Here is a 20,271-nt window from a genome sequence, read left to right as displayed (position 1 = left end):
GAGCCCCGCCCCGCTGCGGGTCGTCAGAGGTTGAAGTACTTCATGGCCGTGCCCATGTCCTTGTCGCCGCGGCCGGAGAGGTTGACCAGGATGGTCGCCTCCGGGCCGAGCTCGCGGCCGAGCTCCAGCGCGCCGGCAAGCGCGTGGGAGGACTCGATGGCCGGGATGATGCCCTCGGTGCGGGCCAGCAGCGAGAAGGCGGTCATCGCCTGGTCGTCGGTGACGCCGTGGTAGGTGGCGCGGCCGCTGTCCTTGAGCCAGGCGTGCTCGGGACCGACGCCCGGGTAGTCGAGGCCCGCCGAGATCGAGTGGGACTCGATGGTCTGGCCCTCGTCGTCCTGCAGCACGTACGTGCGCGAGCCGTGCAGCACGCCGACCGAGCCGGCGGTGAGGGTGAGCGCGTGCTCGCCGCTCTCCAGCCCGTGGCCGGCCGCCTCGTAGCCGTGGAGCTGGACGTCCTGGTCGCCGATGAAGGCGTGGAAGATGCCGATGGCGTTGCTGCCGCCGCCGACGGCCGCGCAGACCGCCGTGGGCAGCGCGCCGGTCAGCTCCAGCATCTGGCGGCGGGCCTCGACGCCGATGATGCGGGCGAAGTCGCGGACGATCTCCGGGAACGGGTGCGGCCCGGCGACGGTGCCGAACAGGTAGTGGGTGGTGTCGACGTTGGTCACCCAGTCGCGGAACGCCTCGTTGATGGCGTCCTTCAGCGTCTGGGAGCCGTTGGTCACCGGCACGACCTTGGCGCCGAGCAGCTTCATCCGCGCGACGTTGAGCGCCTGGCGCTCGCAGTCGACGGCGCCCATGTAGATGACGCACTCCAGGCCGAGCAGCGCGGCGGCGGTGGCGGTGGCGACGCCGTGCTGACCGGCGCCGGTCTCGGCGATCACCCGCTTCTTGCCCAGCCGCTTGGTCAGCAGCGCCTGGCCCAGCACGTTGTTGATCTTGTGCGCGCCGGTGTGGGTGAGGTCCTCACGCTTGAGCACGATGCGCGCCCCGCCGGCCTGCTCGCTGAAGCGCGGCACGTCGGTCAGCGTGGTCGGCCGTCCCGCGTACGTGCGCAGCAGGTGGTCGAACTCGCTCAGGAACTGCGCGTCGTTCTTGGCCTTGGCGTAGACGGCGGCGACCTCGTCGAGCGCCGGGATGAGCGCCTCGGGCACGTAGCGCCCGCCGAAGATGCCGAACTTGCCGTGCACGTCCGGGTCGTCGCCGTGGACGCCGTTGCCCGCCAGGTCGGCGGCCGTGAGGATGGAGCCTTCGTTTGCCACTGCTATCCCTCTGCTCCGTGGTCGGGGCGGGTCGCGGGGTGGGCGCCGGCGGTCACCAGCGCCTCCACGGCCCTGCGCGGATCCTTGCCGGTGACCAGGCTCTCCCCCACCAGCACGGCGTCGGCACCCGACCTGGCGTAGGCGAGCAGGTCGTGCGGACCCCGCACTCCCGACTCAGCGATCTTGATCACATTATCGGGGATCTTCGGCGCCAGCTTCGCGAAGACATCCCGGTCGACCTCGAGTGTCTTCAGATTGCGGGCGTTGACCCCGATGACGCGGGCGCCGGCCGCGACCGCGCGGTCGAGCTCCTCCTCGGTGTGCACCTCGACGAGCGGCGTGAGCCCGATGGACTCGGCGCGCTCGATCAGCGACACCAGCGCGGGCTGCTCCAGGCAGACGACCATCAGCAGAGCCAGGTCGGCGCCGTGCGCCCGCGCCTCCCACAGCTGGTAGGAGGTGAGGATGAAGTCCTTGCGCAGGATGGGGATGTCGACGCGGGCCCGCACGGCGGCCAGGTCGTCCAGGCTGCCGCCGAACTTGCGCCGCTCGGTGAGCACGCTGATCACGTGCGCGCCGCCGGCCTCGTAGTCGGCCGCGAGCGCGGCCGGGTCGGCGATGGCGGCGAGCGCGCCCTTGGACGGGCTGGAGCGCTTCACCTCGGCGATCACCGAGACGCGGTCGCCGCCGAGCGCGGCGAGCGCGTCACGCGACGCGGGGGCCCGCTCGGCCCGCTGCTTGAGCTCGTCAAGCGGCACGGCCTGCTGACGTGTGGCGAGGTCGGCGCGCACCCCGTCGAGGATGTCGTCGAGGACACTCGGTCCTTCGGTCCGCTCACTCACGCGCTTGGGGTCCCTCCGGTCGGCAGTGGGGGTGGAGGCCGGGAGTTCGCTTCGCGTCCGCTCCCTGCCTTGTCTTGCGATGGTATCGGCCCGGCGGGCCCACATCGTCACAGGGCTCGCCTTACGGGGCCAGGAACGCCCCGAACGGAAGGTTGCGGACCACCCAGTAGACCAGCACGACCGCCAGGAACGCCCACAGCCAGGCGGGATGCGCCAGCGTGGTGCGTCTCGGCCTGCCCTGCCAGGAGCGCACCAGCCACCGCCCCCACCAGAACAGCAGGAACGGCACCATGGCCAGCGCGAGCGGGTTGAGCCCCGCCGCCGCCACCGGGTCGAGGTGCGCCAGCGCGTGGATCGTCCGCAGCGTCCCGCATCCCGGGCAGTACAGGCCGGTCGCCCACAGGAACGGGCAGGTCGGATAGTGCCCCGGTTCGTTGGGGTCGATCAGGCCCACTACGCCGAACACGGCTCCCGCCGCGGCCGCCACGCCGAGCGGCGCGAGCACCGACCTGAGCCGGTCGGTGCCGCGCCGCTCGATGTTCGCGTCAGGCATGGTCATCCGTAGTAGCTGCTGCTGGTGCTGGCAACGAGGACGACGAAGAACAGGACGTACGCCACCACGATGAGCACCTCGGCGATGAGGCCGAAGATCAGCGCGCGCTTCCACCACGTCTTGGCCTCCTCGGAGGCCTCCACCGCACCCTGGTAGTCGCCGGCCGCCCACTTCTGGTTGACCTGCGACGACTTGACGATCGAGACGATGCCGAGCGGGAGGCAGCAGAAGATGGTGGTCAGGATGGCCGCCACCAGGTGGTTGTCCGGCGGCGTCTGCGGCGCGCCGTAGCCGCCCGCGCCGTAGCCGCCACCGCTCGGGGGCTGCTGGCCGTAACCGCCGTAGCCGCCGCTGGGCGGCTGCTGGCCATAGCCACCCCCGCTCGGGGGCTGCTGACCGTAACCGCCGCCGCTCGGCGGCTGCTGGCCATAGCCGCCACCGCTGGGGGGCTGCTGGCCATAGCCGCCACCGCTCGGCGGCTGCTGACCGTAGCCGCCGCCCGGGGGCTGGGCGCCGTAACCGCCTTCGCCCTGATTTCCGTAACTCATCCTTAGAACTCCTCATGTCGTCATGTTCGCGGCGACTTGCGCGCGGCAGCCTAGCGACAAACCATCGGCGACATGCAACAACGTTCACCTTGCGGACAACTTGTAATCTGCCTGCATTCGTGGCGTTACCGCAAGTTATTCCAGGTCAGGCGGTCGTCAACTGGCGTAGGAGGCGGACGAGGCGATCCCGAGGAACGCCAGCCACATCCCGCCGAAGAAGATCCACAGGATCAGCCACAGCACGATCGTGATGTAGGAGGTGATCAGGCCGGCCACCGCCATGCCCTGACCCTGCTCCCCGGTGCGCTTGATGCGCGCCATCGCGATGTGGCCGACGATGGCGCCCGGGATGCTCGTCAGGCCGCAGAAGAGCAGGCCCACGATGCCGAGCACCAGCGACGTGACCGCCATCCCGTTCGTCGGCCGCGGCGCGTACGGCGGCGGGTAGCCCGGGCCGGGCGGCGGCTGCTGGCCGTAGCCGTACGCGCCGCTCGGGGGCTGCTGACCATAGCTGTACGGGCCGCCGCTGGGCGGCTGCTGACCGTATCCGCCGCTGTAGGGCTGCTGACCGTAGCCCCCGCTGGGCGGCTGCTGACCGTAACCGCCTCCGCTGGGCGGCTGCTGGCCATAACCGCCTCCGCTGGGCGGCTGCTGGCCGTATCCGCCCCCGGTGGGGGGCTGCTGACCGTAACCACCGCCGGGCGGCTGAGCTCCGTAGCCGCTGCCCTGGTCCCCGTAGCTCATCCGTCCGACTCCTCGTGTGGTCGCCCCGCGGCGACGAATCCGACCATCAAACGAACGCAAACCTAGCGCGATTCGGTCGGATCGTCTCCACGGTCGAGCGCATCCCACAGAGCTCTGTCGCCGTCGGCAGCACGGGGCGCGCGGCCCGGGTCGCGCTCGTAGCGGGCGGACATCCCGGCCCACCGGCCGCCACGCACCACGACGGCCAGCCCGCCGGCGAGCACCAGCGCGGCGCCGAGCCCGCACAGCACCGGCCACACCACCACGTCGTCCCACGTCAGCCCGGCCGTCCCGGCGAGCACGTTGCGCTCCCGCAGCCAGTCCACCACCCCGTCGGCGCCCGTGGCCGCCCACGTCGCGGCGCCGGCGGCCAGCCCGCACAGCGCGAGCAGCGCGCCCATCAGGCGGCGGCCCGCCCCCTTCGTGGCCAGCACGGCCACCACGCCGGCCAGCCCGGCCAGCGCGAGCGGCGTCAACGCCGGCCCCAGGTCCCGGCCGGTCGGCGCCACGAGCTCCGCCGCCGCCCCGGCCTCCCGCACCCCTGCGGCCCACGGGCGGCTGGCGGCCAGCAGCACCAGCAGGCACCCGCCCGCCGCCACGGCGAGCCACACCCACCGCTCCCGGACGGCGCCACCCGTCACAGGGGACGCGGCCCGTACGGCGTCACCCGCCGCAGGGGACCCCGCCGGCACGCCCGGTCCCTCAGGGGACGGCGAGCTCGTGGGGGCGGAGGGGCGGTCCGGGGTGGGGTGGTCGGGGGTGGCCATCAGGTCGCCTGGGGCTCGGCGACGGGCAGGGGGGCGGCGTCGAAGCAGGTGCGGTCGCCCGTGTGGCAGGCGGCGCCGACCTGGTCGACCTGGAGCAGCACGGTGTCGCCGTCGCAGTCGAGGGCGGCAGACTTGACGTGCTGGACGTGGCCGGAGGTGTCGCCCTTGACCCAGTAGGCGGCGCGGCTGCGGGACCAGTAGGTGGCCCTGCCGGTGGTCAGGGTGCGGTGCAGCGCCTCGTCGTCCATCCAGGCGAGCATGAGCACCTCGCCGGTGTCGTACTGCTGGACGATCGCGGGCACCAGCCCGTCGCCGTTGCGCTTGAGCCGCGCGGCGATGGTGGGGTCAAGGGACATGCCCTCATTCAACCAGGCGTCCGCCGCGGTCCCGGCGGCGGTCAGGCGAGGGCCTGCGACAGCGTGTCGTAGATGGGGAACAGCGGCGCCAGGTTGGTGCGGCGCAGCCGGCGCAGCACCTGGCCGTCGGGGGCGACGAGCGCCATGGTGCCGTCGCGGTCGCGCAGGCTGGCGAGCTGGCGCACGAGGACGCCGAGCCCGGTGGTGTCGATGAAGGTGAGCTTGCTGAGGTCGACGACGAGGCGCGGCCCGTGGGTCCGGACGGCCTGGTCGAGGCATTCGCGCACCTCGGTCACGTTGTCGGCGTCGACCTCTCCGGCGAGGCTGACGACCACCATCTCGCCGTGCCGCCGACGGGTCATCTGCAGAATGTCCAACGCCATGCTCCTCACGCCCCGCCGTAAGGCGGCCCGCGATGAAGGTACACCTTACCGCGCGCCGTCACCGTGTGTTTTACACAGAACGCGGTACGTGATGATGCTCCGGAGAGTAGTTTCAGGGCGACCTACGGTAGGGGGTGCGCCATCGTGTCACCGGGCTCCGTTCTCGATCCCGAGCTGGGCGATCATGTGTGCCTGCCGTTGCGCGGTGAGGGCGAGCGGCGGGCGGCGGCCCGGCTGTTCACGCTCAACGGGCTGCGCCGCCGGGCGAAGGTGCTGCTGATCACGCATGCCGACTCGCCGGGGCTGACGCGGGAGTGGCTGGGGCCGCTGGTGCCGGGGTTCGCGGCGGCGGAGTCGTCGGGGCGGATCGAGATCCTGGACGGGGCGGGCACGCACTTCACCGACGGGCGGCTCGATCCGGGCAAGGCGCTGGGCGGGCTGGCGGCGGCGGTGGAGCTGGCGGGCAAGCAGGGCTGCCGGGGGCTCTACGCGCTGGTGGACGCGTCGTGGGGGGCCTGCGACCCGCCGGGGCAGGTGGCGCTGGAGTCGGCGGCCAACGCGCTGTTCGGGCGGCATCGGATGGCTCTGGTGTGCCAGTACGACCGGCGGGTGTTCACGCGGGAGGCGGTGGAGCGGGCGGCTTCGGCCCATCCGATCACGCCGGGGCAGGCGGCGCTGCGTTATGCGGCGCCGGGCGGGGCGGCGGCGCTGCGGCTGTGGGGCGACGTCGATCTGACGAACCGGCAGGCGTTCGCGTCGGTGCTGGAGCCGTTGCGGGAGGAGCCGGGTGAGGTGGTGATCGACGCGGCGGGGCTGGCGTTCGCCGACGCGGGCTCGGCGCGGCTTCTGGTGGCGATGGCGGTGCGCAGGCCGCCGGGGCGGACGGTGGTGGTGTGCGGGGCGCGGCTGGCCAGGCTGCTGCAGCTCATCAAGGGGGACGAGGTCGTCACCGTCCGCCGGGTCGGCGATGTGTAGACAGGTGCTGTGCGCCTCGTTCGCCCGGGGGCGCATCACAGCGCTGCGCCGCACGCTGGCCGAGCGGGTGGCGGGTGAGGGGCTGGGCGGGCGCCGCCTGGAGGACTTCGTGGTGGCGGTCAACGAGGTGATCACGAACGCGGTGCTGCACGGCGGGGGCGGCGGGACGGTGCGCGTGTGGTGGCAGCACGGGCGGCTGTGGTGCGAGGTGGCCGACGAGGGGCCGGGCATGGGCGGCTGGAGCAGCGCCCTGCCGCCGCCGTCGGGGTTCGAGGCGGGCGGCAGGGGGCTGTGGCTGGTGCGGCTGCTGTGCGAGCACGTGACGATCGTGTCGGGGCCGGTCGGCACGACAGTGACCTTCAGCGTCACGCGGGGGTGAGCCCGCGGGTCACGAGCGGGCGGCCGACACCCAGGAGGCGTGCAGGTCGGCGTAGACGCCGGGTTCGGTCACGAGCTCGGCGTGCGGGCCGCGCTGGACGAGCCGGCCGCCGTCGAACACGAACACCTCGTCGGCGTTCTCGGCCGTCGACAGGCGGTGCGCGATCGACACGGCGGTGCGCCCGCGCGTGACGCCTTCGAGGGCGCGGGCCAGCCGCACCTCGGTGGCGGGGTCGACGGCGGAGGTGGCCTCGTCGAGCAGCAGCAGGTCGGGGTCGGCCAGGTAGGCGCGGGCCAGCGCGACGAGCTGCCGCTCCCCCGCCGACAGCGACTCGCCGCGCTGCCCGACGGGCGTGTCGAGGCCGGCGGGCAGGCCGTCGAGCCAGTCGGCCAGGCCCAGCTCCGTCAGCGCGAGCAGGATCTCCTCACGGGTGGCGTCCGGCTTGCCGTACCGGATGTTGTCCTCCAGCGTGCCGTCGAACAGGAACCCGTCCTGCGGGACCATCACGATCCGCTCGCGCAGCGAGGAGAAGCGGATGTCGCGCAGGTCGTGACCGTCGACGGTGACGCGCCCGCCGACGGGGTCCATGAGCCGGGTGAGGAGCTTGGCGAACGTGGTCTTGCCGGAGCCGGTCTCGCCGACGACGGCGACGCGCGAGCGCGGCGGGATCTCCACCGACAGCTCGCGCAGCACGGGCGGGCCGCCGGGGTAGGCGAAGTGGACGTCCTCGAAGGCGACGGATATGGGGCCGCGCGGCAGCTCGACGCCGTTCTCGCCGGGGTCGGCGACGTCGGCGGGGGTGTCGATGACGCCGAGGATGCGCCGCCAGCCGGCGACGGCGTTCTGCGCCTCGTTGAGCACCTCGGTGGCGGTCTGCATGGGTGAGACGAACAGCGTGATGAGGAACAGGAACGCGATCAGCCGCCCCTGCGTGATGTCGCCGGACAGGCCGAGCCGGACGCCGAGGAGCACGATGCCGGCGATGGCCAGGGCGGCGACGATCTCGGTCAGCGGGAAGACGAACCCGACGATGGTCTGCGCCTTGACCTGGGCGGCGCGGTTGGCGTTCACGGCCTTGTCGATGCGCTCGGCGGTGCGCCGCTCGGTGGCGTACGCCCGGATGACGGCCGCGCCGACGACGGACTCGCTGACGGCGGCGAGCATGTCGCCGGTGCGCTCGCGGACGGTGGTGTACGCGCGCGACAGCCAGCGCTGGAAGCGCGGCAGCGCGATCATCAGCGGGACAAAGCACAGCCACACGAGCAGGGTGAGCTGCCAGGAGTAGACGAGCATGAGCACGCTGGCGACCAGGAGCTGGCCGAGCGCGACGATGATCATCAGCCCGCCCCACTGCATGAACGTGCTGATCTGGTCGATGTCGTTGGTGACGCGGGAGACGAGCGCGCCGCGCCGCTCGGTGTTCTGGGTGAGCACCGACAGGTCGTGGACGTGGCGGAAGCCGCGCACCCGCAGCGTCGCCAGCGACGCCTCGGTGGCCTTGTAGAGGCGCACGTTCATGATGTACGCGGCCAGCGCGGTCAGCAGCACGGCGGCGGCGCACAGGGCGACGGTCCGGTAGATGTAGGGCAGGTCGGGGACGCCGTCCTTGAGCCCGGTGTCGATCGTCTGCTGGACGGCGATCGGCACGATGATCTTGCCGATGGTGGCGACGACGGCGAGGGCGAGCGTGACCGCCAGCCCCTGGCGGAACTCGGGGGTGAGCGAGAGCCCCCGGCGGATGGTCGCCCAGGCCGAGCTGTCGGCGTTCGCGCCGATGCCCTGGCGCACGTTCTCGGCGGTCTCGGCGGTCACGCGCTGACCCCTTCCTCTTCGGCGTCGGTGCCGAGTTGAGTGCTGCCGTCGAGGTCGAGGGCGGCCCGTTCGGCCTCCTCGCGCTCGTAGGCCGTCACCAGGTTGCGGTAGCCCTCGCACCGCTTGATCAGTTCGTCGTGGGTCCCGCGGTCGGCGACGCGGCCGTGCTCCAGGAAGACGACCTCGTCGGCGAGGGCGATGGTGGCCATCCGGTAGGCGACGACCACGACGGTCGAGGCCTGTGCCCGGTCCCGGAGCCCGTACAGGATCTTGGCCTCGACCTGCGGGTCCACGCTGGAGGTGGCGTCGTCGAGGATGAGCAGGCGGGGGCGTCGGACGACGGCGCGGGCCAGCGCGAGGCGCTGGCGCTGGCCGCCGGACAGGGAGGCGCCGCGCTCGCCGACGCGGGTGTCGAGCCCGTCGCCGAGGCGGGTGACGAAGCCGTCGGCCTGGGCGACGCGCAGCGCGCCCCACACCTCGTCGTCGTCGAGGGGCAGGTCGAGCGCGATGTTGCCGCGTACGGAGTCGTCGAACAGGAACGTCTGCTGCGGCACCAGCGCGACCGACTCGGCGAGCTTGCCGTACGCGAGGTCGCGCAGGTCGACGCCGTCGAGCGCGACGCGGCCCGAGTCGGGGTCGACGAGGCGGACGAGCAGCTGGACGAGCGTGGACTTGCCGGAGCCTGTGGGGCCGACGAGCGCGACGGTGCGCCCGGCGGGCACGTCGAAGGTGACGTCGTGCAGCACCTCGGCGTCGCCGTAGGAGTAGGAGACGCCGGAGACGGCCAGGGCGGCGGGCTCGTCGCGGTCGGCGGCGGCCTGGCCGTAGTCCATCGAGCCCTCGGCGTCGAGCACGGCCTGGACGCGGGTCCAGCCGACGACGCTGCGCGGCAGCTCGGCCAGCACCCAGCCGAGCGCCCGGATCGGGAACGACAGCAGCGTGAACAGGTAGGCGACCTGGACGAGTTGCCCGGCCTCGATGGAGCCGGTGGACAGCCGCAGCGCGCCGACGGCCAGGACGGCGAGCACGCCGAGCGTGGGCAGCGCCTCCAGCAGCGGGTCGAACAGGCCGCGCACCTTGCCGACGGCGATGTTGGCGTCGCGCAGCTCGTGGGCGCGGCGGCGGAAGCGGTCGGTCTCCAGGTCCTCGCGGCCGAGCGTCTTGACGACGAGGGCGCCGTCGAAGCTCTCGTGCGCGATCTCGCTGACCTCGGCGCGCAACTGCTGGGCCCGGGTGGCGAGCGGGCTGAGCCTGCGCTGGTAGACGAGGTTGAGCACGGCGATGGCCGGGAAGATGAGGAAGCCGACCAGGGCGAGCATGAGGTCGGTGAGCAGCATGCCGACGGCCGCGGTGAGCAGCATGACGACGACGCCGACGGCCATCGGCAGCGGCGCGAGCGGCGCCCAGGCGGCCTCGGCGTCGGCGCTGGCGTTGGACAGCAGCTGGCCGGTGGGGTGGCGGTGGTGCCAGGCGAGCGGCAGCCGCAGATACTGCTTGGTGACGTCGCGGCGGGAGCGGGCCTGCATCCGGTACTGGATGACACCGGCCAGGATGCGCCGCCCGGCCACGCCGATGGACTTGAGCAGGGCGGTGCCGAGGATGAGCAGCACGCCGGTCCACATCGCGCCCGCCGCGGTCTCGCCGGCGGTGAACGCGGGCATCACGACGTGCTCGGTGGCCCACCCGAGTGCCCATGCCGAGGCGACGGTCATGCCGCCGTAGAGCGCGCTCGCCACGACCGCGGCGGCGAACATCGCCTTCTCCGTACGAATGGCCACCCCAAGGACACGCAGCCCTTGACGCATGACGGCCGAGGTGACCTTGTTCGCCACTCCTGAAGCTTCCCTTCACTGCCCGCTATAACTACGTAAGTCAGTATCACGTCTGATCATCCCGTTATTCCCCTGGCGTAAGGTTGGCATGTGACTCATGCTCGTGACGAACGCGCGGCGCTCTGCGATCTGTTCGACCGGCTCGGCCCCGGCGCCCCGACGCTCTGCGCGGGATGGGACTCCTACGACCTGGCCGCCCACCTGGTGTTGCGCGAGCGCAGGCTCGACGCGCTGCCCGGCATCGCGATCCGGGCGCTGTCGGGCCGCACGGCCTCGGTGCAGCAGTCGCTGAAGGACCGCCACCCCTTCCCCGAGCTGGTCGCCCTCGTCCGCAGGCCCGGCGGCGTCTACGGGCTGGCGCCCTTCCTCGACTCGGCCGTCAACACGCTGGAGTACTTCGTCCACCACGAGGACGTGCGCCGCGCCCAGCCCTCCTGGGAGCCGCGCGAGCTGCCCGCGGACTTCGACGACCACATCTGGAAGCGGCTGTCGGCCATGGCCAAGCTGATGCTGCGCCGCGCCCCCGTGGGCGTGGTGCTGCACCGGCGCGGCTCCGGCGGGGCGCGCTCGGTGCTGCTCGGCGGCGCGGGCGAGGGCCCCAAGGTCGAGGTGACGGGCGACGCGGGCGAGCTGCTGCTGTTCTGCTTCGGCCGCCAGGCGCACGCCAGGGTCGACCTGACCGGCGACCCTGGCGCCGTCGAGCGGCTGCGCAGCGCCCGCCTGGGCGTCTAGTCCCCCGTACGTCTAGCTACGTCTAGCTCTGGTACGTGTCCTCCGCCAGGCGGGCCTGGGCGAGCCTGCGCAGGGCGGCGATGAGCGTGTCGCCGAGCAGGGTGCCGAGCGCCACGACCTCGACCGCCCGCTCCCGGTCGGTCACGTCCCCCAGGATGCGCACGTCGGCCGAGGCCGCCGCCTCGGCCGCTTCGGCGTAGTCGTCCAGCCCCTCGAGCACGTCGTCGAGCCCCAGCTCCAGGAGGCTCGCCAGGACGCCGGTGAGCGTGGCCGCCGACGGATGATCCGCCAAGCCCTCCCAGCCCCTCCTGGCCAGCAGGGCGGCCACCTGGTCCCGTGCCCGCTCCGCCGCGGCGCCGGAGCCCGGGGCGGGGCCCGGCTCCTCGGGCGCGGCCACGGCGGGTTGCGCCTCGGCCAGCAGCTCGCCCGCGCTCACGCCCGGGTCGTCGAGGTGGCGCACCAGCCCGGCGATCGCGGCGATGCTCAGCCCGCCGTAGTCGGCCAGCGCCCGCACCAGCTTCAGCCGCCGCACGTGCGCGGGCCCGTACTCGGCCTGGTTGCGGGCCAGCGGCCGGCCGGGCGGCAGCAGCCCCTCCCTCAGGTAGTACTTGATCGTCGGCACCGGCACCCCGGTGGCGGCGCTCAGACCGGCCATGCGCACGCTCGCGGCTCCCTTCTCGCGGATTGCGGAAAGTCTAGCCATTGGAGAGTGTCGCTATCCATCCAGGGTCTGTCGCTCCCGTCACATCACCGAACCACCGGCCCGTATGGCGCCCCCGCCACGCCCGCAGGCCGTACGATGACACAGGAAACAAGCCCCCCGGTTAGGATCATGAACATCTTCACAGAAGATGCCTAGTGACCGCCCAGATCCGGGTATATACGGCTGGGAATGGACTGCAGGAGGCCCCCCATGCAGGTCAAGAAGGTGATCACGTACGTGGCCGTCGCGTTCGTGATCTTCTACCTGTTCACCCGGCCGGCCGAAGCCGCCGCCGCGGTCAACGGTGTGTTCGATGGGATCGTCCAAGGAGCCAATCAACTGGCTGTCTTCTTCAGCAGTGTTTTGACCTGAAGCGCGGTCCTGTCTGCGTCAATTGGCTTCCCCGCGCTGCCAAGTCGTGTTACGCAGACAGGATGAGAGATCGCCCAGCCGTTGCCAAGCCCGTCCAGCCTGACCCCGCGGTCAGGCGGATCCTCGAGCGCACCGAGCTCGAGGGCGTCGAGCTGATCCGGTTCCTGTACGCCGACCACGGCGGCGTCATCCGGGGCAAGGCCGCCTCGCGGTCGCGCCTCGCGGAACGGCTCAACACGGGCATCGGGCACACGGTGGCCATGATGGCGATGAACATGCTCGACCAGTTGCAGGAGGTCGAGCACCTGGGTCCGGTGGGCGAGGTCCGCATCGTCCCCGACCCGTCGACGTACGTCCCGCTCCCCCACGCGCCGGGGGCCGCGGCCATGCTGTCGGATCTGCGCCTTCCCGACGGCTCGCCCTGGGCGGCCTGCCCGCGCACCTTCCTCAAGGACGCGATCGCGCTGCTCGCCGGCGAGGGCTACACGCTGCTGGCCGCGTTCGAGCCGGAGTTCACGCTGGGGCGGCGGCTGCCCGACCCGTCCGGCGGGCCCGACCGGCTGGTGCCGCTCGACGACTCGCTGTGCTACGCCGGTCACGGCTTCGACACCGCCCACGACTACACGATCAAGCTGGTCCGCGCCCTGGAGACGCAGGGGCTGCGGGTCGAGCACTACCATCCGGAGCTCGGCCCCGGCCAGCAGGAGCTGACCGTGCGGCACGCGCCCGCGCTGCGGGCCGCCGACAACCACGTCCTCTACCGCGAGACCGTGCGCGGCGTGGCGCTGCGCATGTCCATGTGGGCGTCGCTGGCCCCCAAGCCGCTGGCCGACCAGGCGGGCAACGGCGCGCACCTGCACCTGTCCCTGTGGCGCGAATCCCGTAACCTCTTCGACGGTGACAGTGGCGGCGAGGGAGCTGTGCGTGACTGGTTCGTCGGCGGGCTGCTCGCCCACCTGCCCGCGCTGACCGCGCTCACCTGCGGCAGCGTCAACAGCTTCCGCCGCCTGGCGCCGCGCATGTGGGCCGGCGCCTACGCCGTGCACGGCCCCGACAACCGCGAGGCCGCCGTACGGATCTGCTCCCCGCTCGGCGAGAGCGGCGAGCCCAACCTGGAGCTGAAGCCCTCCGACTCCTCGGCCAACCCCTACCTGGCCCTCGGCGCGGTCATCCACGCCGGGCTCGACGGCGTCCGCCGCAGGCTCGACCCGGGCGAGGCCGTGGACGTCGACCCCGACACCCGGCCCGGCCGCTACCCGCGGCTGCCGTCGTCGCTGACCGAGGCCCTCGACGCGCTGGAGGCCGACCCGGTGCTCATGGAGGCGCTCGGGCCGCTGCGCGCCTCCGCCTACCTGGCCGTCAAACGGTCCGAGGCGGCGGCGTTCGCCGCCCGCGACGCCTCCTACGAGCTGTTCCAGCACATGCGGGCCTTCTAGCGGACCGGGTGGCCCGCCGTCCGCAGCGTCTCCTTCACCTCGCCGATCTTCAGCGTGCCGAAGTGGAAGACGCTGGCCGCCAGCACCGCGTCGGCGCCCGCGGCGACGGCCGGCGGGAAGTCCTCCAGCCGCCCCGCGCCACCGCTGGCGATCACCGGCACCCGCACGGCGGCCCGCACCGCGCGCAGCATCTCCAGGTCGTAGCCGTCGAGCGTGCCGTCGCCGTCCATGGAGTTGAGCAGGATCTCGCCCACGCCCAGCTCCTCGCCCCGGGCGGCCCACTCCACCGCGTCGATGCCGGTGCCGCGCCGGCCACCGTGGGTGGTCACCTCGAAGCCGCTCGCCGTGCCCGGCGCCCGCCGCGCGTCGACCGACAGCACCACGCACTGCGCGCCGAAGCGCCGCGACGCCTCGGTCAGCAGCTCCGGCCTGGCGATCGCGGCGGTGTTGAGCGACACCTTGTCGGCCCCGGCCCGCAGCAGCCGGTTGACGTCGTCGACCGAACGCACCCCGCCGCCGACGGTCAGCGGGATGAACACCTGCTCGGCGGTGCGGCGCACCACGTCGAGCATGGTCTCGCGCTCGCCCGACGAGGCGGTGATGTCGAGGAAGGTGAGCTCGTCGGCACCCTCCTCGTCATAGCGCCTGGCCAGCTCGACCGGGTCGCCCGCGTCACGCAGGTTGGCGAAGTTGACGCCCTTGACGACCCTGCCGGCGTCGACGTCCAGGCAGGGGATCACCCTCACGGCTACGGTCATGCTCGGTGTGCCTCTATCTCGATCTCGACAAGCATCCGCGGGTCCACCAGCCCGGCCACCCGCACCCCGGTGCAGGCGGGCCGCACGTCGCCGAACGACTCGGCGATGGCCTGGCCGGCCAGGTCGAAGTGACGGTGCTCGACCACGTAGTAGCGGACCATGACGACGTCCTGGCGGGACAGCCCGCCCATCTCCACGGCCTCCAGCGCGATCTGGATCGCGGTGCGGCTCTGCCGGTAGGCGTCGCCGACGTGACGGACCTCGCCGTCGACGGTGGAGGTGCAGCCCGAGACGATGACCCGGTTGCCCACGACCACCGCGCGCGCGTAACCGTACTTCTCCTCCCAGACGCCTCCGGAGAACACCCGCATGCCGGTGCTTTCCATGCTCATGGTGCCCATCACGCCCCCTCCCGGCGTCACTACTCGCCCACCGCGGCCAGCGCGCTTTCCAGCGTGAACGCCCGGGCGTACAGGGCCCTGCCCACGATGGCACCTTCCACGCCGACGGGAACGAGAGAAGACAGTGCCACCAGATCGTCGAGAGACGAGACTCCGCCGCTGGCCACGACGGGTTTGTCGGTGCGCGAGCACACCTCCCGCAGCAGGTCGAGGTTGGGGCCGCGCAGGGTGCCGTCCTTGGTGACGTCGGTGACCACGTAGCGCTGGCAGCCGTCGGCCTCCAGCCGCTCCAGCACCTCCCACAGGTCGCCGGCGTCCTCGGTCCAGCCCCGGGCGGCGAGCGTGGTGCCGCGCACGTCCAGGCCGACCGCGATCTTGTCGCCGTGCTCGGCGATGATCCGGCGGCACCACTCGGGGTTCTCCAGCGCGGCCGTGCCGATGTTGACGCGGCGGCAGCCGGTCGCCAGCGCCGCGGCGAGCGAGGCGTCGTCGCGGATGCCGCCGGACAGCTCCACGTTCACGTCCAGCCGGCCGATCAGGTCGGTGATCAGCTCACGGTTGGAGCCCCGGCCGAACGCGGCGTCGAGGTCGACCAGATGGATCCACTCGGCGCCCGCCTCCTGCCAGGCCAGCGCGGCGGCCAGCGGCTCGCCGTAGCCGGTCTCGGTGCCGGCCTCACCCTGGACGAGGCGTACGGCCTGGCCGTCGGCCACGTCCACGGCGGGGAGCAAAACGAGCGACATCAGGTCCTCCGGTCGAAAGCGAGGGTCACGAGCACGGGAAAGAGCAGCAGTGAGAAGACGAGGACGCCGAAGCTCAGCAACGGCGAGCCCCACAGCAGCCAGGCGAGCGCCTGGACGAGCAGGAAAGCGAGCGCGACGACCGCGTTCTGCGCGCGGTGGCGGCGGGCGAGCAGGCCGCCCTGGCGGGCCACCCGCACCGGGCGTGGGACGAGCCGGGTCAGGCGGGCGCGGCGGCGCGCCCGGCGGGCCTGGCGCTCCTCGTTGATCCGCATGGCCCGGGCCCGTTCGGCCTCACGCTCGGCGCGGCGGCGCGCCCGCTCCTTACTCAAGGGTGCCGAGCCAGTTGGCCAGCAGCGCGGCCCCGGCGTCGCCGGACTTCTCCGGGTGGAACTGGGTGGCCATGAGCGGGCCGTTCTCGACGGCGGCGACGAACGGCACGCCGTGCTCGGCCCAGGTCACCACCGGCTCGGCGAACCCGTCGCCGGGTCGCAGCTCCCACTCGCGCACGCCGTAGGAGTGCACGAAGTAGAAGCGGGTGGCGGCGTCGAGGCCGGCGAACAGCACGCTGCCCTGGGGGGCCTTGACGGTGTTCCAGCCCATGTGGGGCAGCACCGGCGCCTCCAGGCGCTCGACCGCGCCGGGCCACTCGCCGCAGCCCTCGGTCTCCACGCCGTGCTCGACGCCGCGGGCGAACAGGATCTGCATGCCGACGCAGATGCCGAGCACGGGCCGGCCGCCGGCCAGCCGCCTGCCGATGATCTGCTCGCCGCGCACGCCCTTGAGCCCGGCCATGCAGGCGGCGAACGCGCCGACGCCGGGCACGACGAGGCCGTCGGCCTCCAGCGCGGCGTCGAAGTCGGCGGTGACCGTGACGTCGGCGCCGACCCTGGCCAGCGCACGCTCGGCCGAGCGCAGGTTGCCCGACCCGTAGTCGAGCACGACGACGCGGCTCACCACCACATCACCCCCGCGGTGATCGCCATGGCGGCGCCGACGCCGCAGATCGCGGCGCCGATCTTGAGCCCCTGCTTGTACAGCGAGACCACGCCGCCGACCAGGAACATGCCGAGGAACACCATGACGACGGCGATCACGTTGCCGGTCACAGCACGCCCTTGGTGCTGGGCACGCCGGTGGCGCGCGGGTCGCGCTCGGAGGCGGCCCGCAGGGCCCTGGCCAGCGCCTTGAACTGGGCCTCGACGATGTGGTGCGCGTTGCGCCCGTAGGGGACGCGCACGTGCAGGCAGATCGCCGCCTGGGCGACGAACGACTCCAGGATGTGGCGGGTCATGGTCGTGTCGTAGTCGGGCCCGATCATCGGCGCCATGCCCTCGGGCTCGGAGTGCACCAGGTAGGGGCGGCCGGACAGGTCGACGGTGACCTCGGCGAGCGACTCGTCGAGCGGGCACGACGCATTGCCGAACCGCCTGATGCCCGACTTGTCGCCCAGCGCCTCGCGGAACGCCGCCCCCAGGGCCAGCGCGGTGTCCTCGATCGTGTGGTGGGAGTCGATGTGCAGGTCGCCCTCGGTCTTGACCGTCAGGTCGAACAGCCCGTGCTTGCCCAGCTGGGCCAGCATGTGGTCGTAGAAGCCGACCCCGGTCGACACGTCCACCGTGCCGGTGCCGTCGAGACCCACCTCGACCAGGACCGACGTCTCCTTCGTCGTACGCTCGACGCGGCCTACGCGACTCACAGGACTCCCTCCAGGGCGGCGCGGAAGGCCGCCATCTCCTCGCCGGTGCCGATCGACACCCGAAGCCATTGTGGCGGGCCCACCTCACGGATGAGCACGCCCCGGGCCAGCAGCCCCTCCCACACCGCGCGCCGGTCGGGGAAGCGCCCGAACAGCACGAAGTTGGCGTCGGAGTCGGCGACCGCCAGCCCCTTGGACCGCAGCCACGCCACCGTGTCGTCACGCTCGCGGCGCAGCGCGTCGACGGTGCCGAGCAGCTCGGCCCGGTGCCGCAGCGCCACCCGCGCCGCCGTCTGCGTGAGCGCCGACAGATGGTACGGCAGCCGCACCAGCAGCAGCGCCTCCACCACGGCCGGGTGGGCGGCCAGGTAGCCGAGCCGGGTGCCCGCCATGGCGAACGCCTTGGACATCGTCCGGGTGACGATCAGCCGGGGGTGACGCGGCAGCAGGGTGAGCGCCGACGGCGTGCCCTCGCGGGCGAACTCGGCGTAGGCCTCGTCGACCACCACCATGCCGGGGGCGGCCTCCAGGATCGCCTCGATCACCGCCAGCGGCTGCGCGGTGCCGGTCGGGTTGTTGGGCGAGGCCAGGAAGACGACGTCGGGCCGGTGCTCGCCGATCGCCGCGACGGCCTTGCCAGGGTCGAGCGAGAAGTCGTCCTCGCGCGCCGCCCTGATCCACTCGGTGTTGGTGCCGGTCGTGATGATCGGGTGCATCGAGTAGGACGGCTCGAAGCCGAGCGCGGTGCGGCCGTGGCCGCCGAACGCCTGGAGGATCTGCTGGATGATCTCGTTGGAGCCGTTGGCCGCCCACACCTGCTCGGTGGTCAGGCCGTGGCCCAGGTAGGCGGCCAGCCCGGCGCGCAGCTCGACGGCGTCGCGGTCGGGGTAGCGGTTGAGGCCGCCCGCCACCCGCCCGACCTCCTCGGCCAGGTCGGCGACCAGCTCGGGAGAGGGCGGGTAGGGGTTCTCGTTGGTGTTGAGCCGGACCGGGACGTCGATCTGCGGCGCGCCGTAGGGCGACTTGCCGCGCAGGTCGTCGCGGATGGGCAGGTCGGAGAGGTTCACGACGGCACCTGCCCGTCGAAGCGGGCGCGCACGGCGGCGCCGTGCGCGGGCAGGTCCTCGGCGTCGGCCAGCACCGACACGTGCGCGGCCGCGCCGGCCAGCGCCTCGCGGGTGTAGTCGACGACGTGGATGCCGCGCAGGAACGACTGCACCGACAGGCCGCTGGAGTGGCAGGCGCAGCCGCCGGTGGGCAGCACGTGGTTGGACCCGGCGAGGTAGTCGCCGAGCGAGACCGGCGACCAGGGGCCGACGAAGATCGCGCCGGCGTTGCGCACCCGGGCGGCCACCGCGGCGGCGTCGGCGGTGTGGATCTCCAGGTGCTCGGCGGCGTAGGCGTCGACGACCTTGAGCCCGTCGTCGAGGCTGTCGACGAGCACGATGCCCGACTGGCGGCCGGCCAGCGCCTCGGTGATGCGCTCGGAGTGGCGGGTGGCCGCCACCTGGCCGGGCAGCTCCTTCTCGACCGCGTCGGCGAGCTCGGGGCTGGTGGTGACCAGGACGGCGGCGGCGATCACGTCGTGCTCGGCCTGGCTGATCAGGTCGGCCGCCACGTGGACGGGGTCGGCCGTCTCGTCGGCCAGGATCGCGATCTCGGTGGGGCCGGCCTCGGAGTCGATGCCGATGCGGCCCTTGAGCAGCCGCTTGGCCGCGGCGACCCAGATGTTGCCGGGCCCGGTGACCATGGTGGCGGGCTCGCACTCCTCGGTGCCGTAGGCGAACATGGCCACGGCCTGGGCGCCGCCCGCCGAGTAGACCTCGTCGACGCCGAGCAGCGCGCACGCGGCCAGGATCGTCGGGTGCGGCAGGCCGTCGTGCTCCTTCTGGGCGGGGCTGGTGACGGCCAGCGAGGCCACCCCGGCCTCCTGCGCGGGCACGACGTTCATGACCACGCTCGACGGGTAGACGGCGCGTCCGCCGGGGACGTAGAGGCCGACCCGGTCGACGGGCACCCACCGCTCGGTGACGGTGCCGCCGGGCACGACCTCGGTGGTGACGTCGCTGCGCCGCTGGTCGCGGTGGACGAGCCTGGCCCGCCTGATCGACTCCTCCAGCGCCGCCCGGACCGCGGGGTCCAGCTCGTCCAGCGCGCGGGCGATGGCCTCGGCGGGGACGCGGGTGGTGGCGATCTCGACTCCGTCGAACCTGGCGGTCAGCTCCCGTACGGCTGCCGCCCCGCGATGGCGCACGTCCTCGCAGATGGGCCGCACCTTCTCCAGGGCGGCCTCGACGTCGAGCTCGGCGCGGGGCAGCACGTCGCGCAGGTTCGCCGGCAGGGAACCGCGCATGTCGATACGGGAAATCACCCTGACAGTCTACGGAGTCCGATCCCCGGATCCGGATCTGTCCACACTACGGACAGTCGCGTGGCGCGACGGGGACGGGACAGTGGCGGCACGGGGGTGGCACAGGGGTGACGCGGGTGGCCCGGTCGTGAGGTCGCGACGGGGGCACGCGACCTCACGACCGTTTCCGCCCTGGCCCGGGCCGAGCGCCAGTGCGGGGCGCCGTGGGCGGTGGATCCACGGCTGGGGTGAAGCTTGGGCCGGGTGCTGCCCGGCGGGGTCGCGGGCAAACACGTCCACGGTTTGGCCAGGGTTTTTCCCTGGCCCGGGACACTTGAAACGTACTTTGACATTACTTGTCCTTTATGTTCCCTCCCGTACGCTTGCCCGCATGGGAATCTGGCGTGGGCCCGACGGCGTCGTCGTCGAGGCCATCGTGCTCGGCGACCGGCCGGTGCTCCGGGTCTCTCACCAGGTCGGCGGGCGCGCCTACCTCCAGGGCTACTGCTCGTCCGTCGACGAGCTCGGCCGGCACGGCGTCGACCTGGCCCAGCTCGTCGAGGAGAAGCCCGACCCCGTGGCTTGACCATCTGTAAACCCCCGGCGATCACTGGCGGCGCGCGC

26 protein-coding genes are annotated in these 20,271 nt (G+C 72.7%); 6 read left to right on the top strand and 20 right to left on the bottom strand.

The features are described 5' to 3' along the window. Positions 1-23: 23 nt before the first annotated feature. The 8 genes from trpB to KME80_RS08950 all read right to left on the bottom strand — a co-directional run bounded on the left by trpB (position 24) and on the right by KME80_RS08950 (position 5,452). A complete protein-coding gene (gene trpB, locus KME80_RS08985; protein WP_219502693.1) occupies positions 24-1,229 on the bottom strand; it encodes a tryptophan synthase subunit beta in 1,206 nt (401 codons plus the stop codon). A gap of 38 nt (positions 1,230-1,267) precedes the next feature. After that, a complete protein-coding gene (gene trpC, locus KME80_RS08980) occupies positions 1,268-2,107 on the bottom strand; it encodes an indole-3-glycerol phosphate synthase TrpC (protein WP_219502450.1) in 840 nt (279 codons plus the stop codon). A gap of 121 nt (positions 2,108-2,228) precedes the next feature. After that, a complete protein-coding gene (locus tag KME80_RS08975) occupies positions 2,229-2,660 on the bottom strand; it encodes a DUF2752 domain-containing protein (RefSeq protein WP_219502447.1) in 432 nt (143 codons plus the stop codon). A gap of 2 nt (positions 2,661-2,662) precedes the next feature. Continuing rightward, positions 2,663-3,208: a CD225/dispanin family protein gene (locus KME80_RS08970; RefSeq protein ID WP_219502445.1), complete on the bottom strand. Its 546-nt coding sequence runs from the start codon at positions 3,206-3,208 to the stop codon at positions 2,663-2,665. A gap of 156 nt (positions 3,209-3,364) precedes the next feature. Beyond that, entirely contained in the window at positions 3,365-3,952 is a 588-nt protein-coding gene (locus tag KME80_RS08965; protein WP_219502425.1) for a DUF4190 domain-containing protein, read from the bottom strand. Between the two features lie 62 nt (positions 3,953-4,014). After that, complete coding sequence (locus KME80_RS08960) at positions 4,015-4,644, bottom strand: Trp biosynthesis-associated membrane protein (protein WP_219502421.1); 630 nt, start codon at positions 4,642-4,644, stop codon at positions 4,015-4,017. Positions 4,645-4,718: 74 nt separating this feature from the next. Next, positions 4,719-5,075 (bottom strand): phosphoribosyl-AMP cyclohydrolase, encoded by a 357-nt coding sequence (hisI, locus tag KME80_RS08955; protein ID WP_219502418.1) that lies wholly within the window; start codon positions 5,073-5,075, stop codon positions 4,719-4,721. Between the two features lie 41 nt (positions 5,076-5,116). Next, complete coding sequence (locus tag KME80_RS08950; protein ID WP_219502415.1) at positions 5,117-5,452, bottom strand: STAS domain-containing protein; 336 nt, start codon at positions 5,450-5,452, stop codon at positions 5,117-5,119. Between the two features lie 150 nt (positions 5,453-5,602). Here KME80_RS08950 and KME80_RS08945 point away from each other — a divergent pair, with 150 nt between their 5' ends. Together KME80_RS08945 and KME80_RS08940 are read left to right on the top strand one after the other, a co-directional pair. Beyond that, the gene (locus KME80_RS08945; RefSeq protein ID WP_219502412.1) at positions 5,603-6,433 is read left to right on the top strand and encodes an MEDS and STAS domain-containing protein; all 831 of its coding nucleotides are present in this window, start codon (positions 5,603-5,605) and stop codon (positions 6,431-6,433) included. Continuing rightward, positions 6,426-6,812, top strand: coding sequence for an ATP-binding protein (locus tag KME80_RS08940; protein ID WP_219502409.1), 387 nt, complete (start codon positions 6,426-6,428; stop codon positions 6,810-6,812). The genes KME80_RS08945 and KME80_RS08940 overlap by 8 nt, the downstream gene beginning before the upstream one ends. Positions 6,813-6,821: 9 nt before the next feature. Here KME80_RS08940 and KME80_RS08935 read toward each other — a convergent pair whose 3' ends face one another. Both KME80_RS08935 and KME80_RS08930 read right to left on the bottom strand, forming a co-directional pair. Next, entirely contained in the window at positions 6,822-8,624 is a 1,803-nt protein-coding gene (locus KME80_RS08935; protein WP_308125674.1) for an ABC transporter ATP-binding protein, read from the bottom strand. Beyond that, on the bottom strand, positions 8,621-10,429 hold the full coding sequence (locus KME80_RS08930; RefSeq protein WP_219502687.1) for an ABC transporter ATP-binding protein: 1,809 nt from the start codon (positions 10,427-10,429) through the stop codon (positions 8,621-8,623). Before KME80_RS08930 ends, KME80_RS08935 begins: the two co-directional genes overlap by 4 nt. Positions 10,430-10,546: 117 nt before the next feature. Between KME80_RS08930 and KME80_RS08925 the strand changes: the two genes are divergently transcribed. After that, positions 10,547-11,188: a TIGR03085 family metal-binding protein gene (locus KME80_RS08925; protein WP_219502407.1), complete on the top strand. Its 642-nt coding sequence runs from the start codon at positions 10,547-10,549 to the stop codon at positions 11,186-11,188. 22 nt (positions 11,189-11,210) lie between these two features. On the opposite strand, the gene KME80_RS08920 is transcribed toward KME80_RS08925, so the two are convergent. After that, on the bottom strand, positions 11,211-11,843 hold the full coding sequence (locus KME80_RS08920; RefSeq protein ID WP_246644382.1) for a MerR family transcriptional regulator: 633 nt from the start codon (positions 11,841-11,843) through the stop codon (positions 11,211-11,213). 258 nt (positions 11,844-12,101) lie between these two features. Between KME80_RS08920 and KME80_RS08915 the strand changes: the two genes are divergently transcribed. Then, a complete protein-coding gene (locus KME80_RS08915) occupies positions 12,102-12,263 on the top strand; it encodes a hypothetical protein (protein ID WP_197094029.1) in 162 nt (53 codons plus the stop codon). Positions 12,264-12,325: 62 nt separating this feature from the next. Continuing rightward, positions 12,326-13,699: a glutamine synthetase family protein gene (locus KME80_RS08910; protein WP_219502402.1), complete on the top strand. Its 1,374-nt coding sequence runs from the start codon at positions 12,326-12,328 to the stop codon at positions 13,697-13,699. Here KME80_RS08910 and hisF read toward each other — a convergent pair. The 9 genes from hisF to hisD are packed head-to-tail and all read right to left on the bottom strand — an operon-like array spanning position 13,696 to position 19,668. Further along, positions 13,696-14,457 carry an imidazole glycerol phosphate synthase subunit HisF gene (gene hisF, locus KME80_RS08905; RefSeq protein ID WP_219502399.1) on the bottom strand — a complete coding sequence of 254 codons (762 nt, stop codon included), beginning with the start codon at positions 14,455-14,457 and terminating at the stop codon, positions 13,696-13,698. The two genes, KME80_RS08910 and hisF, sit on opposite strands and share 4 nt — an antisense overlap. Then, entirely contained in the window at positions 14,454-14,849 is a 396-nt protein-coding gene (locus KME80_RS08900; protein ID WP_246644356.1) for a Rid family hydrolase, read from the bottom strand. The genes hisF and KME80_RS08900 overlap by 4 nt, the downstream gene beginning before the upstream one ends. A gap of 29 nt (positions 14,850-14,878) precedes the next feature. Next, complete coding sequence (gene priA, locus KME80_RS08895) at positions 14,879-15,601, bottom strand: bifunctional 1-(5-phosphoribosyl)-5-((5-phosphoribosylamino)methylideneamino)imidazole-4-carboxamide isomerase/phosphoribosylanthranilate isomerase PriA (protein ID WP_219502393.1); 723 nt, start codon at positions 15,599-15,601, stop codon at positions 14,879-14,881. Continuing rightward, entirely contained in the window at positions 15,601-15,930 is a 330-nt protein-coding gene (locus KME80_RS08890; protein ID WP_219502390.1) for a hypothetical protein, read from the bottom strand. The genes priA and KME80_RS08890 overlap by 1 nt, the downstream gene beginning before the upstream one ends. Continuing rightward, a complete protein-coding gene (hisH, locus tag KME80_RS08885; RefSeq protein WP_219502387.1) occupies positions 15,923-16,558 on the bottom strand; it encodes an imidazole glycerol phosphate synthase subunit HisH in 636 nt (211 codons plus the stop codon). The genes KME80_RS08890 and hisH overlap by 8 nt, the downstream gene beginning before the upstream one ends. Beyond that, positions 16,552-16,707 carry a CG2302 family histidine operon protein gene (locus KME80_RS08880; RefSeq protein WP_219502385.1) on the bottom strand — a complete coding sequence of 52 codons (156 nt, stop codon included), beginning with the start codon at positions 16,705-16,707 and terminating at the stop codon, positions 16,552-16,554. Before KME80_RS08880 ends, hisH begins: the two co-directional genes overlap by 7 nt. Continuing rightward, the gene (gene hisB, locus KME80_RS08875; protein ID WP_219502383.1) at positions 16,704-17,297 is read right to left on the bottom strand and encodes an imidazoleglycerol-phosphate dehydratase HisB; all 594 of its coding nucleotides are present in this window, start codon (positions 17,295-17,297) and stop codon (positions 16,704-16,706) included. The genes KME80_RS08880 and hisB overlap by 4 nt, the downstream gene beginning before the upstream one ends. Next, positions 17,294-18,364 (bottom strand): histidinol-phosphate transaminase, encoded by a 1,071-nt coding sequence (locus tag KME80_RS08870; RefSeq protein WP_219502381.1) that lies wholly within the window; start codon positions 18,362-18,364, stop codon positions 17,294-17,296. The genes hisB and KME80_RS08870 overlap by 4 nt, the downstream gene beginning before the upstream one ends. Then, positions 18,361-19,668 (bottom strand): histidinol dehydrogenase, encoded by a 1,308-nt coding sequence (hisD, locus tag KME80_RS08865; RefSeq protein WP_219502379.1) that lies wholly within the window; start codon positions 19,666-19,668, stop codon positions 18,361-18,363. Before hisD ends, KME80_RS08870 begins: the two co-directional genes overlap by 4 nt. Positions 19,669-20,038: 370 nt before the next feature. Here hisD and KME80_RS08860 point away from each other — a divergent pair, with 370 nt between their 5' ends. After that, complete coding sequence (locus KME80_RS08860) at positions 20,039-20,233, top strand: hypothetical protein (protein ID WP_219502377.1); 195 nt, start codon at positions 20,039-20,041, stop codon at positions 20,231-20,233. The last annotated feature ends 38 nt before the right edge of the window (positions 20,234-20,271 follow it).

This window comes from Nonomuraea ceibae, from assembly GCF_019396325.1.
Lineage (GTDB): Bacteria > Actinomycetota > Actinomycetes > Streptosporangiales > Streptosporangiaceae > Nonomuraea > Nonomuraea ceibae.
The sequence above is the reverse complement of the archived record's forward strand: the minus strand, read 5'-3'. Positions and strand labels throughout refer to the sequence as shown.